This window comes from Streptomyces sp. NBC_01017, assembly GCF_045162795.1.
GTDB lineage: Bacteria > Actinomycetota > Actinomycetes > Streptomycetales > Streptomycetaceae > Streptomyces > Streptomyces machairae.
In genome coordinates this window covers 4600209-4616121 of sequence record NZ_CP108683.1, presented here as the reverse complement: position 1 = coordinate 4616121, position 15913 = coordinate 4600209, and the positions used below count along the sequence as shown (strand labels likewise).

General features: G+C 71.7%; 9 protein-coding genes. 7 read left to right on the top strand and 2 right to left on the bottom strand.

The annotated features are described in order from the left end of the window. Window positions 1-278 precede the first annotated feature (278 nt). From OG331_RS20780 to OG331_RS20770, 3 genes are all read left to right on the top strand, one after another. The gene (locus OG331_RS20780; protein WP_328879860.1) at window positions 279-866 is read left to right on the top strand and encodes a sigma-70 family RNA polymerase sigma factor; all 588 of its coding nucleotides are present in this window, start codon (window positions 279-281) and stop codon (window positions 864-866) included. A 165-nt stretch (window positions 867-1031) separates the two neighbouring features. Then, window positions 1032-2537: an IMP dehydrogenase gene (gene guaB / locus OG331_RS20775; protein ID WP_406198400.1), complete on the top strand. Its 1506-nt coding sequence runs from the start codon at window positions 1032-1034 to the stop codon at window positions 2535-2537. A 105-nt stretch (window positions 2538-2642) separates the two neighbouring features. Next, window positions 2643-3767, top strand: a complete 1125-nt coding sequence (locus OG331_RS20770; protein ID WP_328879858.1) for a GuaB3 family IMP dehydrogenase-related protein — start codon at window positions 2643-2645, stop codon at window positions 3765-3767. Between the two features lie 65 nt (window positions 3768-3832). On the opposite strand, the gene OG331_RS20765 is transcribed toward OG331_RS20770, so the two are convergent. Next, window positions 3833-5041 carry a nucleotide sugar dehydrogenase gene (locus tag OG331_RS20765; protein ID WP_406198397.1) on the bottom strand — a complete coding sequence of 403 codons (1209 nt, stop codon included), beginning with the start codon at window positions 5039-5041 and terminating at the stop codon, window positions 3833-3835. A 262-nt stretch (window positions 5042-5303) separates the two neighbouring features. Here OG331_RS20765 and OG331_RS20760 point away from each other — a divergent pair, with 262 nt between their 5' ends. Continuing rightward, the gene (locus OG331_RS20760; RefSeq protein ID WP_406198395.1) at window positions 5304-7013 is read left to right on the top strand and encodes a glycerol-3-phosphate dehydrogenase/oxidase; all 1710 of its coding nucleotides are present in this window, start codon (window positions 5304-5306) and stop codon (window positions 7011-7013) included. A 76-nt stretch (window positions 7014-7089) separates the two neighbouring features. Here the strand turns inward: OG331_RS20760 and OG331_RS20755 are convergent, their stop codons facing one another. Next, window positions 7090-8181 (bottom strand): serine hydrolase domain-containing protein, encoded by a 1092-nt coding sequence (locus OG331_RS20755; protein ID WP_406210174.1) that lies wholly within the window; start codon window positions 8179-8181, stop codon window positions 7090-7092. 211 nt (window positions 8182-8392) lie between these two features. Here OG331_RS20755 and OG331_RS20750 point away from each other — a divergent pair, with 211 nt between their 5' ends. From OG331_RS20750 to OG331_RS20740, 3 genes are all read left to right on the top strand, one after another. After that, window positions 8393-10546: a serine/threonine-protein kinase gene (locus OG331_RS20750; RefSeq protein ID WP_406198392.1), complete on the top strand. Its 2154-nt coding sequence runs from the start codon at window positions 8393-8395 to the stop codon at window positions 10544-10546. A 185-nt stretch (window positions 10547-10731) separates the two neighbouring features. After that, complete coding sequence (locus OG331_RS20745) at window positions 10732-13560, top strand: protein kinase (protein WP_406198389.1); 2829 nt, start codon at window positions 10732-10734, stop codon at window positions 13558-13560. Window positions 13561-13723: 163 nt separating this feature from the next. Continuing rightward, on the top strand, window positions 13724-15409 hold the full coding sequence (locus tag OG331_RS20740) for a serine/threonine-protein kinase (RefSeq protein WP_406198387.1): 1686 nt from the start codon (window positions 13724-13726) through the stop codon (window positions 15407-15409). Window positions 15410-15913: the final 504 nt, after the last annotated feature.

Sequence of the window (15913 nt, the reverse complement as noted above, 5' to 3'; positions counted from 1 at the left end):
TGGCTGGCCACACCCACGCGGCGGAGCCGCATGATGTCGCGGCCCGCGCCCCTCCGGGGGCGCGGTTGCGAGGCCGGTCAAGGGGTCCTGTCGGCGCCCGGTGCTCGTTTCGCCGCGGATGCCGCATCCTTGAGAATGTGGAGTCTCTCGGGGACGAGTCGGTCGAGCGGAAGGGGAGGGCGCAGGGGATGAGTTCTGCCGCACCTGCTCATAACGCTTCGGTGCACAACGTCGGACACGATGCCACGGACCAAACGGCCACAAGGCACCATGGACCGATGCGCGAGGACGAGGCGGCTTATGCCCACGGGGCGATCGGAGCACTCGTCCATCGCGCCGTGGACGGGGACGAGCAGGCCACGCACGATCTGCTCGCGCACGTCCACCCCCTGGCCCTGCGCTACTGCCGCACCAGGCTGTCCCGTCTGCCTGGGGACGCCCGTCACTTCGTCGAGGACCTCGCCCAGGAGGTCTGCGTCGCCGTTCTCCTGGCGTTGCCGCGCTACAAGGACACCGGCCGCCCCTTCGAGGCGTTCGTCTTCGCCATCGCCGCGCACAAGGTCGCGGACCTGCAACGGGCGGCGATGCGGCACCCGGGTTCCACGGCGGTCCCGTCCGACGAGATGCCGGAACGCCCGGACGACTCCCTCGGCCCGGAGGAGCGGGCGCTGCTCAGCAGCGACGCCGAGTGGGCCAAGAAACTGCTGGCCAACCTGCCCGAGAACCAGCGGGAGCTGTTGCTGCTGAGGATCGCGGTGGGGTTGACCGCGGAAGAGACGGGTCAGATGTTGGGAATGTCACCCGGCGCCGTCCGGGTGGCCCAGCACAGGGCGCTGAGCAGGTTGCGCGCGCTGGCCGAGCAGTAGGGCTCCGTCAGTGCTCCCTTGAGTGCGCCCCCAAATGAACAGGCCTCACTCCGGTTCCGTACGAACATACGAAGCCCGGAGTCGGCGGCAACCGTGGAATTTGCGCCCCATGCTTCCCGTTAGCATGGACATCCGCACCGATCAAGGCCATTTGGGGAAGGTGTCATGACTGCCAACGTCGACGGAGTGCCCGGTAAATTCGCAACCCTCGGGCTGACCTACGACGACGTGCTGCTGCTGCCGGGTGCATCCGAGGTGCTCCCCAACGCGGTCGACACCTCGTCCCATATCTCCCGCAATGTCCGTGTGAACATCCCGCTGCTCTCGGCGGCCATGGACAAGGTGACCGAGTCCCGCATGGCGATCGCCATGGCCCGCCTGGGCGGCGTCGGCGTGCTGCACCGCAACCTGTCCGTCGAGGACCAGGTCAACCAGGTCGACCTGGTGAAGCGGTCCGAGTCCGGCATGGTCACCGACCCCATCACGGTGCACCCCGAGGCGACCCTCGCCGAGGCCGACGCCCTGTGCGCCAAGTTCCGCATCAGCGGTGTCCCGGTCACCGACCCGGCCGGCAAGCTGCTCGGCATCGTCACCAACCGCGACATGGCCTTCGAGACGGAGCGCGGCCGTCAGGTGCGCGAGGTCATGACGCCGATGCCGCTGGTCACGGGCCATGTCGGCATCTCCGGCAGCGACGCGATGGAGCTGCTGCGCCGCCACAAGATCGAGAAGCTTCCCCTGATCGACGAGGCGGGTGTCCTCAAGGGCCTCATCACGGTCAAGGACTTCGTCAAGGCCGAGAAGTACCCCAACGCCGCCAAGGACGCCGAGGGCCGACTCCTTGTCGGTGCCGCCGTCGGCGCCAGCCCCGAGGCTCTGGAGCGCGCCCAGGCACTCGCCGGGGCCGGTGTGGACTTCCTGGTCGTCGACACCTCGCACGGCCACAGCAGCAACGCCCTCAGCTGGATGTCGAAGATCAAGTCGAGCGTGAACATCGACGTGATCGGCGGCAACGTCGCCACCCGCGACGGCGCGCAGGCGCTGATCGACGCCGGGGTCGACGGCATCAAGGTCGGTGTCGGACCGGGCTCCATCTGCACCACCCGCGTGGTCGCCGGCATCGGCGTCCCGCAGGTCACCGCCATCTACGAGGCCTCCCTGGCCGCGCGCCCCGCGGGTATCCCGCTGATCGGCGACGGCGGCCTGCAGTACTCCGGTGACATCGGCAAGGCGCTCGCCGCCGGCGCCGACACCGTGATGCTGGGCTCGCTGCTGGCGGGCTGCGAGGAGTCCCCGGGCGAGCTGCTGTTCATCAACGGCAAGCAGTTCAAGTCGTACCGCGGCATGGGCTCCCTGGGTGCCATGCAGTCCCGTGGCCAGGGCAGGTCGTACTCCAAGGACCGCTACTTCCAGGCCGAGGTGTCCTCCGACGACAAGCTCGTGCCCGAGGGCATCGAGGGCCAGGTGCCCTACCGCGGTCCGCTGGCCAACGTGCTGCACCAGCTCGTCGGCGGTCTGCGCCAGACCATGGGTTATGTGGGCGCCGCCACCATCGAGGAGATGGAGTCCAAGGGCCGGTTCGTGCGGATCACCTCCGCCGGCCTCAAGGAGAGCCACCCGCACGACATCCAGATGACGGTCGAGGCGCCGAACTACAGCCGCAGCAAGTAGTCGGCAGACTCCTTCGAGGGCGGCCCCGGGTGCACCGGGGCCGCCCTTGTCGTACCCGTCGGCGATACTGGAAGACGCTGAACGCAACAGGGAAAGGCCACAGACGTGACTGAGATCGAGATCGGGCGCGGCAAGCGCGGGCGCAGGGCGTACGCCTTCGACGACATCGCCGTCGTCCCCAGCCGCCGTACGCGGGACCCGAAGGAGGTCTCGATCGCCTGGCAGATCGACGCCTACCGCTTCGAGCTGCCCTTCCTGGCCGCCCCCATGGACTCGGTCGTCTCCCCGGCCACCGCGATCCGCATCGGAGAGCTCGGCGGCCTCGGCGTGCTGAACCTCGAGGGCCTGTGGACGCGGTACGAGGACCCGCAGCCGCTGCTCGACGAGATCGCCGGGCTGCCCACCGAGGCCGCCACGCGCCGCCTCCAGGAGATCTACGCCGCTCCCATCAAGGAGGAGCTGATCGGGCAGCGCATCAAGGAGGTGCGTGACGCGGGCGTGGTCACGGCCGCCGCGCTCTCTCCGCAGCGCACGGCCCAGTTCTCCAAGGCGGTCGTCGACGCGGGCGTGGACATCTTCGTCATCCGCGGCACGACGGTCTCGGCGGAGCATGTCTCCGGTTCGCACGAGCCGCTGAACCTGAAGCAGTTCATCTACGAGCTCGACGTCCCGGTGATCGTCGGCGGCTGTGCCACGTACACCGCGGCCCTGCACCTGATGCGCACAGGCGCGGCGGGTGTCCTGGTCGGCTTCGGCGGTGGCGCCGCGCACACCACGCGCAATGTGCTGGGCATCCGGGTGCCGATGGCGACGGCGGTCGCGGACGTGGCGGCGGCCCGCCGTGACTACATGGACGAGTCCGGCGGCCGGTATGTGCACGTGATCGCGGACGGCGGCGTCGGCTGGTCCGGTGACCTGCCCAAGGCGGTCGCCTGCGGCGCGGACGCCGTGATGATGGGCTCCCCGCTCGCCCGCGCGACCGACGCGCCGGGCAGGGGCCACCACTGGGGCATGGAGGCGGTGAACGAGGAGCTGCCGCGCGGCAAGAAGGTGGACCTCGGCACGGTCGGCACGATCGAGGAGGTCCTGACGGGGCCGTCCCACACTCCGGACGGTTCGATGAACTTCTTCGGTGCGCTGCGGCGGGCGATGGCCACGACCGGCTACAGCGAGCTGAAGGAGTTCCAGCGGGTCGAGGTCACGGTCGCGGACTCGCAGCACCAGCGCTAGCCGCCACGCGGTTACGCCCAGGTCAGGGAAGGGCCGGTCACTCCGAGGGGGGTGACCGGCCCTTTCTACAGCCGGTGCGCCGCCCCCGTGGGCGCCGCGCCCCGCGTGTCCAGCAGCAGCTGTGCCTTCACCGACAGGCCCTGCAAGTCGTACGTCCGATGCTGCTGGAGCAAGATCGTCAGGTCGGCGTCCGCGACCGCCTCGTACAGGGCGTCCGCGCGCGGGACCGGGCGGTCCAGGACGTTCCAGGACGGGATGTGCGGGTCGTGGTAGCTGACGCAGGCGCCCAGCTCCATCAGGCGGATCGCGACCTCCTGGGCGGGCGTGGACTGCTGGTCGGCCAGGTCGGGCTTGTAGGTGACGCCGAGCAGGAGGACGCGGGCGCCGCGCGCGGACTTGCCGTGCTCGTTGAGGAGGGTGGCGGCGCGCTGGACGACGTAGCGGGGCATCTGGCTGTTGACCTGCTGGGCCAGTTCGACCATGCGCAGGGGGCGGCCGGCGGGGCCGGTGAGGTCCTGGGGCACGGCGTGGCCGCCGACGCCGGGGCCGGGGCGGAAGGCGTGGAAGCCGAACGGCTTGGTCTCCGCGCAGCGGATGACGTCCCACAGGTCGACGCCCAAGTCGTGGCAGAGGACGGCCATTTCGTTGACCAGGGCGATGTTGACATGCCGGAAGTTGGTCTCCAGCACCTGCACCGTCTCGGCCTCGCGCAGTCCACGCGCGCGTACCACCTTGTCGGTGAGACGGCCGTAGAACGCCGCGGCCGACTCGGTGCACGCGGGCGTGAGGCCGCCGATCACCTTGGGGGTGTTGGCGGGCGTGAAGTCACGGTTGCCGGGATCGACGCGGCTGGGTGAGTAGGCCAGGTGGAAGTCACGGCCGGCGCGCAGTCCGGATACCTCTTCCAGGAGTGGGCGCAGGACGCTCTCGGTGGTGCCCGGGGGGACGGGCGACTCCAGGATGACGGTGGTGTGCGGGCGCAGCTGCGCGGCCAGGGTGCGGGCGGCCCCCTCCACCTGGCTCAGGTCCAGCCCGCCGTCCGCGCCGCGCGGAGTCGACGCGCAGATGACGGCGGTGCGCACGCGGCCGAGCTCGGCGGGGCTGGTGGCGTGCCGGAAGCCCCCCGAGAGCATCCGGCGCAGTTCGGCGGGGCTGAGGGAGCCGGCCTCGGGCCCGGTCCGGTAACCGAGCGTGGGGATGCCGGCCGCGACGGCGGCCTTCGCCAGGGGCAGGCCGTGCAGGCCGAGTCCGATGACGGCGAGATCTGAGGGCATGGCGTGGGCCGTCCTTCCCAGTAACCGAAGCGGGGCAGGTGCGCAAGCCCTGTGGACAGATCGAGGGAGCGCAATGTCAGACTAGGAGTAAATATGACCGATTTGCGGCATTGAGTGATCGCGTTTCCGTGAGTGTTGTCCACAGGCTGGGGGTGAGTGGTGGCTGAAGCCGGGCAACCCGGTCAGAATTTGGGCATGGGGGGTACGAAGCGGGCTTCGCCCGACGGGTGCGGCCTACGCGACCGATGAGCGGGAGGCAGCGGTGAGGACAGCGACACTGGGGCCGGCGGAGCGCGCCGAGTCACTCGCATCAATGGCCGAGCACGAGCTGGACCTACTGGTCGTGGGCGCCGGCGTCGTGGGTGCCGGCACTGCCCTCGACGCGGCGACCCGCGGACTGTCCACCGGTCTGGTCGAGGCACGTGACTGGGCGTCGGGCACCTCCAGCAGGTCCAGCAAGCTGATCCACGGCGGCCTGCGCTATCTGGAGATGCTCGACTTCGCGCTCGTGCGCGAGGCACTGAAGGAGCGCGGCCTGCTGCTGGAGCGGTTGGCGCCGCACCTGGTCAAGCCGGTGCCGTTCCTGTACCCGCTGCAGTACAAGGGCTGGGAGCGCCTGTACGCGGGCTGTGGCGTCCTGCTCTACGACGTCATGTCGATGGCCCGCACCCATGGCCGGGGCCTGCCCATGCACCGCCATCTCAGCCGCGGCAACGCCCTGCGCATCGCCCCCGCCCTGAAGAAGGACGCGCTGGTCGGCGCGCTGCAGTACTACGACGCGCAGATGGACGACGCCCGCTATGTCGCCACCCTGGTGCGCACGGCGGCGGCCTACGGCGCGAAGGTCGCCAACCGCGCGCGCGTGGCCGGGTTTCTGCGCGAGGGGGAACGCGTCGTCGGGGCCCGGGTGCAGGACGTCGAGGGGGGCGGCGAGTACGAGATCCGCGCCAAGCAGATCGTCAACGCGACCGGTGTGTGGACCGACGACACCCAGTCGATGGTGGGTGAGCGGGGGCAGTTCCACGTACGCGCCTCCAAGGGCATCCACCTGGTCGTGCCCAAGGACCGCATCCACTCCTCGACGGGCCTGATCCTGCGCACCGAGAAGTCGGTGCTGTTCGTCATCCCCTGGGGCCGGCACTGGATCGTCGGTACCACCGACACCGACTGGGACCTCGACAAGGCCCACCCGGCCGCGTCCAGCGCGGACATCGACTACCTGCTGGAACACGTGAACTCGGTGCTGGCGGTGCCGCTGACACGGGACGACGTGGAAGGCGTGTACGCGGGACTGCGGCCCCTGCTCGCCGGAGAGTCGGACGCCACCAGCAAGCTCTCGCGCGAGCACACCGTGGCCCACCCCGTGCCCGGACTCGTCGTCGTGGCCGGCGGCAAGTACACGACGTACCGGGTGATGGCCAAGGACGCGGTGGACGCGGCGGTGCACGGGCTCGACATGCGGGTCGCCGAATGCGTCACCGAGGACACTCCGCTGCTGGGCGCGGAGGGATACCGGGCGATGTGGAACGCGCGTGCGCGGATCGCGGCACGCACGGGGATCCATGTGGTGCGGGTGGAGCACCTGTTGAACCGGTACGGGTCGCTGGCCGAGGAGGTACTCGAACTCATCGCCGCCGATCCCGCACTGGGGGAGCCCCTGCAGTCCGCGGACGACTATCTGCGCGCCGAGATCATGTACGCCGCCTCGCACGAGGGGGCACGGCATCTGGACGACGTGCTGACACGGCGGACGCGCATCTCGATCGAGACGTTCGACCGGGGGACCCGGTGCGCGCGCGAGGCGGCCGAGCTGATGGCGCCGGTGCTGGGCTGGGACAAGGACCACATCGAGCGCGAGGTCCAGCACTACGAGAAGCGGGTGGAGGCCGAGCGCGAATCGCAGCGGCAGCCGGACGACCTGACGGCGGACGCGGCGCGGTTGGGGGCGCCGGACATCGTGCCGCCGCTGTAGCACTGCGGGGTAGGGCAGGACGTCACCCGAACGGGCTACGGAAGTCGGGATCTCTGCTCGAACCTCGGCCGTTTTATCAGGTGCGAGGGCAGAACTCGGCGGCGAGCAGCCGGGGTTCGAGACCGGGATCTGCGATCGCCGTCGTGTTCACCCGGAATGTCAGGACGCGACGACCGCCGACGGTGGCCGCGGAGCGCACGTAGCTGCCGGAGATGCGCCCGTTGTGCCCCCATACGACGGTGCCGCACGGCAGCTTCACAGGGAAGAGTCCCATGCCGTACGAGCCATGTGCGGCACGGGTGTCGAGCATCTCGCGCAGCTGGCGCGGGGGCAGCAGGCGGCCGTCCAGCAGCGCGGCGTAGAAGCGGTCGAGGTCGGCGAGCGTGGTCACCAGCTCGCCGGCCGCGCCGGCCACCCGCGGGTCGAGAGCGGTGACATCGGTCCCGTCGGCGGCATAGGCACGGCCGTGCGGGGAGGGGAGCGAGGTGCGGGAGCCAGGGAAGGAGGTGCCGGTCAGACCCAGCGGAGCGATGATGCGGCGTTCGGCCTCGGCGGCGTAGGAGCGGCCGGTGACCTGTTTGATCACCAGGCCGAGCAGGACGTAGTTGGTGTTCGAGTAGGCGTAACCGCCGGGGTGGGCAGGGGGGTGGGTGAGTGCGATGCGGACGGACTGAAGCGGGGTGAGGGGGACAGTGCCCCCGGAGGCGGCGGTGAAGTCGTACAGGCCGCTGGTGTGGGTCAGCAGGGAACGAAGGGTCAGCGCGCGCCCGTCGTTGCCCGCCCCGCGCACCAGGCCCGGCAGGTGCTGCTCGACCGTGTCGGAGAGGGACAGGCGTCGCTCGGCGGCCAGTTGGAGGACGAGCGTCGCGATGAAGGTCTTCGTGATGCTGCCGGCGCGGAAGTGGTCGGTGCGGGCGATGCCCTGGCCGGCCCGGGCGAAGCGGGTGCCGCCGTCCTCGCGGGCCAGCAGGGCCGCGGCCGGTGCCTTGCCCCGGGTGACCAGCAGGGACAGCAGGGCGTTCGTCGCCGGTGCAGCGGAGGTCGGCGAGGCGGTGCGTGCCGACGAGGAGGTCGGGGAGGTCGCGGACGGACCGAGAAGGGCCGGGGACACGAGGCAGAGGAGGGTCAGGCACACAGGTATGGCCAGTAGTGTCCGAAGCAGTGGCATCGCCGCTCGCGCCATGCGGGGTCCTTCCCTTGTCGCGGGCCATCATGCCGGGCAAGCGGAACCTGTGATTCACCGGGTTTCGGGTCTGCGGCGCGACGGGCGGTTCGGGCCGTGAGGTCGGGTGGCGACGCGTGAGGCACCCTGGGCGTCGGGCACTTGTCGGGTGAGAGACAATGGAGGCTCTGTCAGGGCGGGTTGTATGAGGGGACGCATGTCGGAGGCGGAGCGGGCGGGGACATCTCGTCAGGACACTCGTCAGGACGACCGTGAGCGTCTCCTCGCGGGGCGGTACCGGCTGGGAGGAGTGCTCGGCCGGGGCGGCATGGGCACGGTGTGGCGTGCCGTGGACGAGACTCTGGGGCGGACCGTCGCCGTCAAGGAGTTGCGGTTCCCGTCGAACATCGACGAGGAGGAGAAGCGGCGGCTGATCACGCGCACCCTGCGTGAGGCCAAGGCGATCGCCCGGATCCGCAACAACAGCGCGGTCACGGTGTTCGACGTGGTCGAAGAGGACGACCGGCCCTGGATCGTGATGGAACTCGTCGAGGGCAAGTCGCTCGCCGAGGTCATCCGCGAGGACGGCCTCCTGGAGCCCAAGCGGGCGGCCGAGGTCGGCCTGGCCGTCCTCGACGTGCTGCGCTCCGCGCACCGCGAGGGCATCCTGCACCGCGACGTGAAGCCGTCGAACGTCCTGCTGGAGAGCGACACCGAGCGGGTCGTGCTCACCGACTTCGGCATCGCCCAGGTCGAGGGCGACCCCTCCATCACCTCGACCGGCATGCTCGTCGGCGCGCCGTCCTACATCTCCCCGGAGCGGGCCCGCGGCCACAAGCCCGGTCCCGCGGCCGACCTGTGGTCGCTGGGCGGGCTGCTGTACGCGTCGGTCGAGGGTGCGCCGCCCTACGACAAGGGTTCCGCGATCGCGACGCTCACGGCGGTGATGACGGAGCCGCTGGAGGAACCGAAGAACGCGGGACCGCTGAAGGACGTCATCTACGGCCTGCTCACCAAGGACCCCGCCAAGCGGCTCGACGACGCCGGCGCGCGGGCCATGCTCAACGCCGTCATCCATGCGCCGGCGGCCAAGCCCGAGCCGGAGCCGGCGGACGCGACGAAGGTCGTGCCGCTGCCGCCGCAGCCCGACGCGCCGGAGGGCAAGGGCCGTTCGGGTGCCGGTAAGCGGGGCGAGGAGGCCGGGGAGCGGTTGCGCGGGGCGCTGCGTTCCGTGCGCAAGGCCGCGGTGAGTGCGGGAGCGGCCGGGGCGGCTGCCGCTCGTACCAAGTCCGGGAGCGAGACGGCGGGGGCCGACGGGGCAGCGGCCGGTGGGTCGTCCACGGGAGTGGGCGGGGCCGGGGCGTCGTCGAAGGCGGGGAGTTCCGGCCGGGCTTCCGGTGCCGGGGCTTCCGCTGCCGGGGCCGCCGGCGTGGGTGCCGGTTCGGCTGCCGGTGACCGTGCCGGTGCTGATGCCGGTGACCCGTCCGGTGCTGGTGACCGTGCCGGTGACCGGGACGGGCAGGCGGCGAACGGGCAGGGTGCGGGGAGCAGTTCGGGGTGGCCCAAGATGGCGCCGCCGGATCTGCCGTCGCGTCCCGTGCCGAGGGCGTCGCTCACCGATGTGGTGCCGAAGCGGACGTTGGCGATCATCGCGGTGGCCGTGGTGGTTGCCGTGATCGGCGTGGTGCTCGCCCTCACGCTCGGCGACGACGACTCGACCGGGGCGGCGAGTGGCGGCGGTGCGAAGGCCTCCGCCAAGGCGAGCACGAGCGGCGACGACACCAAGAAGGACGACAACGACAAGCCCCGTACGGACGGGGAGAAGTCCGCGTCGGCCGGGTCGGGGTCGGGTTCCGGGTCGGAGAGCGGGACTACGCCGAGTGCCGGGACGGGTGCGACCGGCGGGAGCGGTACCGAGGCGGGGTCCGGGAGCCAGACCGAGGCCGCGTCGACGCACAAGGGGAGCCAGGGGTACTCGCTCGGGCTGCCCGACGGATGGAAGTTCCAGTCCACGGGGTCGGCCGGCGACCGGTTCACCGGGCCCGACGGGCAGAAGCTGCTGGTCGCCTGGACGTCCACGCCGAAGGGCGACCCGGTGGCGGACTGGAAGGACCAGGAGCAGTACATGCAGCGCTCCGAGTACAAGAAGATCCGGATAGAGGAGGTGGACTACCGCGGTTGGAACACGGCCGACTGGGAGTTCACCTACTCCGAGGGCGGGACGGAGTACCGGACGATCGACCGAGGGTTCGTGGTGAACGAGCAACTCGGATATGCGCTGATGTACACCGCGAAAGCCGCCAACTGGGACAGCGAGCTGCGTAAGGACACGTGGCAAACGCTGACGGACTCGTTCAAGCCGAAGTCGTGAAGTGAGCGAATTTCGGTTTGGGCTCGCCAAGGGCGCGATTGGGCCGTGAGATCCGGCAACCGCTCTTTGCGAGTTGCCTCCGGCACGTATCGTGAGTGCTTGCGGACCGTACGCATCCAGTCGTGCGTCCGGAACGGGACGCAAGTCGAGCGGAATTGACCAACCGGGCGGCCGGGGGAGGCAACGTGGACGACTATGCGGGTCGGGTACTGGCCGACCGCTACCGCCTGCCGCTGCCACCGTCCGACGAGTACGAACTCACCGAGTCGCGCGCCTTCGACACCTACAGCGGGCAGGAGGTCCTGGTCCGGCAGGTGCCGTTGCCGGAGGTCGTCGAGGCGGAGGTGCTCGACGCCGAGGGATTGCCCGACGGTTTCACCGCGCGTGATACGCGCGAGCGCGGGACGGGGCGACGGCCCTCGGCGCGTTCGAGCACGCGGCGGCCCAGCGATCCCGCCGTGCGGCGGGCGGTCGAGGCGGCGCAGGCCGCGGCCCGGATCCCCGACCATCCGCGGCTGGACCAGGTCTTCGACGTGTTCGCCGAGGGCGGCTCGCTGTGGATAGTGAGTGAGTTGGTGGGCGCGCGCCCGCTGGCCGCGCTGCTCGCCGAGAAGCCGCTGACGCCGTATCGGGCGGCCGAGGTCGCCTCCGACGTGCTCATGGCGCTGCGGGTCCTGCACGCGCACGGCTGGGTCCACCGGAACATCACCGCCCGCACGGTGCTCGTCTGCGACGACGGCCGGGTGATGCTGACCGGGCTCGCGGTCGGGGCCGCGGAGGAGGCGCTGTGCGGGTATGACCCGGTGCCGGGCGAGGACGGTGCCGGGGACGGCGGGGTCGGGACATTCGGCGGCGGGGCGGCTTCGGGCGGAGAGTTCGGCGGCCCGGGTGATCTCGGGGCACCCGGCCGACACGCCGGCGGGACCGGGGCCGGCGCTGTCGGCGTGGACCCCGAGGCGGCCCGGCGTGCCGCCATAGAGGCGCGTGCCACCGAAGGGCTGCCGCTGCCGGCGGCCGAGCCGGGCCCCGGGACGGGAGCCTCGGGCGCGGCACCGGGTGGCGCTCTCGAAACCGGTGGGGACATCAGGGCCGCGCGGGCCGGAGCCATTGCCGCGTATCGGGCGGGCGCCCGTGCGGCGGCCCGGGTGCAGGAGGCGCAGAACGGACGGGCGGCGTTGCCCGCGGGGCGCCCGGCCTCCGAAGACGACCGCGCCGCCCAGGCCAACGGCTCGGCGCAGCAGCCGTACCACTCCGGCAACGGCATCACCACGCCTCCGGGCCAGATCGCCGACCCGTACGGCACGCAGGCCACGCCCTGGCACGGCGCCGCACCGCGGACCGGGGCCGGTGCAGCCGCGCCGGACGAGGGCCGGGGCCGTACGGTACTTCCGCCGGCGGGGCCGGGCGCGCAGCCCGGGGCCCCTGACGCCCCGTACGGCACAGGTGGGCCCGCGCCGGGCGTCGGTGGGTATGCCACGGGTGGCACGCCGGCTCCGGGGCGTGAGGCGTCCCCTGCCGTGGGTGCCACCGCTCCGGCTCTCGGCGGCAACGGCCATCCCGCGCGGGGCGTGCCCACGCCCGGCGTCGGCGGATTTCCCGCACAGGGCGCTCCTGCTCCCGGCACCCCGGGCTCGGCCGCGCGCGGCGTGCCCGTCACCCCCGGCGCGTCCACCACACCCGCCGGCGGCGACTCCGCCCACCCCGCGACCCGCTGGGGCGACCTCGTGGCCGGTACTCCCGCCCACCGAGGACCCACCACTGCGCTCGCCGCAGAGCGGGCACGGCAGGCGCGGATGGCTGTGGTCGGTCCCGTGACCGAGCGCTGGGCGCCGGAGCAGGCCGGGCCCGTGCACGAGAACTGGCAGCTGGCGGCGCCGATCGGGCCCGCGACCGACCTGTGGGCGCTGGGGGCGCTGCTCTTCCGGGCCGTACAGGGGCATGCGCCGTATCCGGAGGAGTCGACGGCCGAGTTGGTGCAGATGGTGTGCGCGGAGCCGCCCGCCTTCGCCGAGGAGTGCGGGCCGCTCAGGCCGGTCGTGGAGTCGTTACTGCGTCAGGACCCCACCGAGCGCCTCGACTTCGAGGAAGTGCGCGGCTGGCTGCGCTCGCTCGTGCGGTCCGCGCCCGAGCCGGAGGCCGGCGCGCATGTCGTCGCCGCCCCGCCGGCCGACCCGAACCGGCTGCCGATCGTGCGGCGCCGGGGCGAGCTCGTGCGCAGGCGGCGGGCCGGGCTGCCCGCGCATCACGGGCGGCACAAGCGGGCCAAGCAGGAGCCGGCGTCCTCGCCGCGCAGGCTCGGACGTACGTTGCTGGTGCTCGTCCTGCTCGGCATGGCCGCGGCGATCGCGTACGCCATGCTGTTCATGCCGAAGGCCGACCAGGGCGACGGCGCCACGGCGGACGCCGATCGCACCGGCGCGGCGGGGCAGGCGAGCGAGGCACCCGACCAGTCCGCCGACGCGAGCAGCGAGCCGCGGCCCGACCAGACCTCCCCGGCGACCGACAACAGCCCTTCGGAGTCGGCCGGTTCGACCGAGACGCAGACCAACGGGCCCGAGGTCCCCGACGGCTTCACCCTGCGCAAGGACACGGCCGGGTTCCAGGTCGCCGTGGCCAACGGCTGGGACCGCACGCCGGAGAACGGGCGTGGGCAGGTGGTGTACGCGCACGGTGACTTCGACCTCATCGTCGTACCGGGGCGGGACACCACGGCGCAGTACGGCAGCGACCCCATGGTCTACCAGCGGGAGCACGAGCGGGAGTTGCAGCCCTACCGCGACTCCAGCTGGGCTTCCTCCAGTGGTCTGAAGACCATTCAGGTCGGGGAGCGGGCCATGGCCGAGGGGCAGTTCACGTGGACCGACGACCAGGGGCGCGAGATTTTCGTGCGTAATGTCGCGATCCTGATCGACGGGAAGTACCACGTCGTGCAGGTGCGCGGGCCGGAGGCCGAGCGGGACGAGGTGACGCGGCTGTTCGAGCACGCGTCGGCGACGTATCAGGTCACCGGCTGATTTCTCGTACAAACCCTGTGTGACAAAGGCTCGATGGTTGCTTCGCCGCGGCGAAAGCGACAACCATCACAGTGGGGTCTCCTTGGCACCCCCGTGGTTCCGGTCCAGTCGACCTGTCCTTAACCTGACCCTGTCAAGAGCATTGCGGGGCAACGTGAATCAGATGCAGGGCCAGCTCATTTCGGGCCGCTACCGGCTCGCCGACGCGATCGGCAGCGGCGGTATGGGCCGGGTGTGGCGTGCGCATGACGAGGTGCTGCATCGGGCTGTCGCGATCAAGGAGCTGACCGCCGCGCTCTACGTCTCCGAGAGCGACCAGGAGCGGCTGCTCGCCCGCACGCGCGCCGAGGCGCGCGCCGCCGCGCGCATCAACCACTCCGCCGTCGTCACCGTGCACGACGTGCTGGAGCACGACGGCCGGCCGTGGATCGTGATGGAATTGGTCGAGGGGCACTCCCTGGCCGACGCGGTCAAGGAGAACGGACGCGTCGAGCCGACCGAGGCGGCCCGTATCGGCCTGTGGGTGCTGCGGGCGCTGCGCGCCGCGCACTCCGCCGGTGTCCTGCACCGCGACGTCAAGCCCGGCAATGTCCTGCTCTCCGAGGACGGCCGTGTCCTGCTGACCGACTTCGGCATCGCCCAGATCGAGGGCGACTCCACCATCACGCGCACCGGAGAGGTCGTCGGCTCCGTCGACTACCTCGCCCCCGAGCGGGTCCGCGGCCACGACCCGGGCCCCTCCTCCGACCTGTGGGCGCTCGCCGCGACGCTGTACACGGCCGTGGAGGGCCGCTCGCCCTTCCGCCGTACCTCGCCGCTGGGCACCATGCAGGCGGTGGTCGAGGAGGAAGCCGCCGATCCGCAGCACGCAGGCGCGCTCGCACCCGTGATCAGCGCCCTGCTGCGCAAGGATCCGGCCACCCGGCCCGGCGCCGCCGAGGCGGAGCAGATGCTGGCCGAGGCGGCGGAGGGCCGACGGCCGAGCGCGGCGCAGGTGTACGTCCCCACGCAGCACGCGCGGTACGAGCCGGATGCGCGCACGGGGGCCGGGCACGCCGGGGCGGCCGTGCCCACCGGGGCGCAGACTCCGGTGACCGGTACGCCGTACCGGCCGATGACCGGGCCCACGACGAGCGGCCCGCTGTACGACATCTCAGGCCCCGGTACGGGTGCCGGCCCCGCACGGCCGCCGCGCAGACGCCGTCGGCTGCGCACGCTCGCCCTCGTCATCGCGATCGCCGCGATCATCGGCGGGGGCACCGCTGTGGTGCTGCACAAGTGGGGCCCGGGGAACGGTGGCACGCCCGCTGCTACCTCGCCCGGCTCCACGCCGAGCGAGTCGCAGCGCCCGGAGGCCGGCGTTCCGTCGTCCTGGAAGCGCTACGAGGATCCCCTCGGCTTCAGCCTCTATCTGCCCGCGGGTTGGGAGCGGGAGGTGGTCGGCAAGGAGGTCGACGGCCTCCAGCAGGTCGACTACACGCCCGACGGCGGCGAGCACTTCGTCCGCATCGCCGTCGACACCTCGCCCGACTTCGCGAACGCCTACGACCACATGGTCGACCTGGATCAGCAGGTGGCGGAGCGGTTGGTGGCGTACGAGAAGGTGTTCCTGAAGAGGAACCTCTACCGCGACCGCGACGGCTCCCTTTGGGAGTACACGTGGGACGCGCAGGCCAAGGACACGCCCTTCCCCGGCCCGCGCCGCGCCATCGACCAGGCGTACATCGACCGGGACGGCACGGAGTACGCGATCTACATGTCCTCACCCGAGCCGGACTGGGCAACCGCACGCAAGCAGTTCACGGCGGTGCTGCAGGGCTGGCAGGCGAGCGGTTCCGGAGGCTCCTGAGCTGCGGAGGGCCTTGCGGCGGGCTTCAGGGGGCTTGCGGGGCTGTTCGTTGCGGGTGGCCCGGTGGTCTGCTGGGGGCGTGGGTGGCGAGGTTTCGCGGTGACTCACGGGGGTCTCTGGCGCGGGTGGCCCGGTGATTGCTGACGGGGGTTGCTGCCGAGGCCATGATGGCGGGCGGCTGCCGAGGCCGTAAGCGGGCATAGGGCTCCCTGCGGTGTGCGGGTCTCCGAGGGCTGGCCAAGCCGGCCACCGAGGCCGTGATGGCCCGGTGCGCCACAGCGTTTACGGGGCTGGGGGGCTTGGCGGCACCGGGTCCCGAGGTCTTCGGGGCGCCCTGCTCGCGAGGTTCCTCGCGGTGCGTGGGTCCCGATGCTCTGTGGTCGTGGGGCTCTGGTGGCTCGACGGGGCGTCAGTCCTGGGGGCTTGGCGGCACCGGGTCCCGAGGTCTTCGGGGCGCCCTGCTCGCGAGGTTCCTCGCGGTGTGTGGCTCCCGATGCTCTGTGG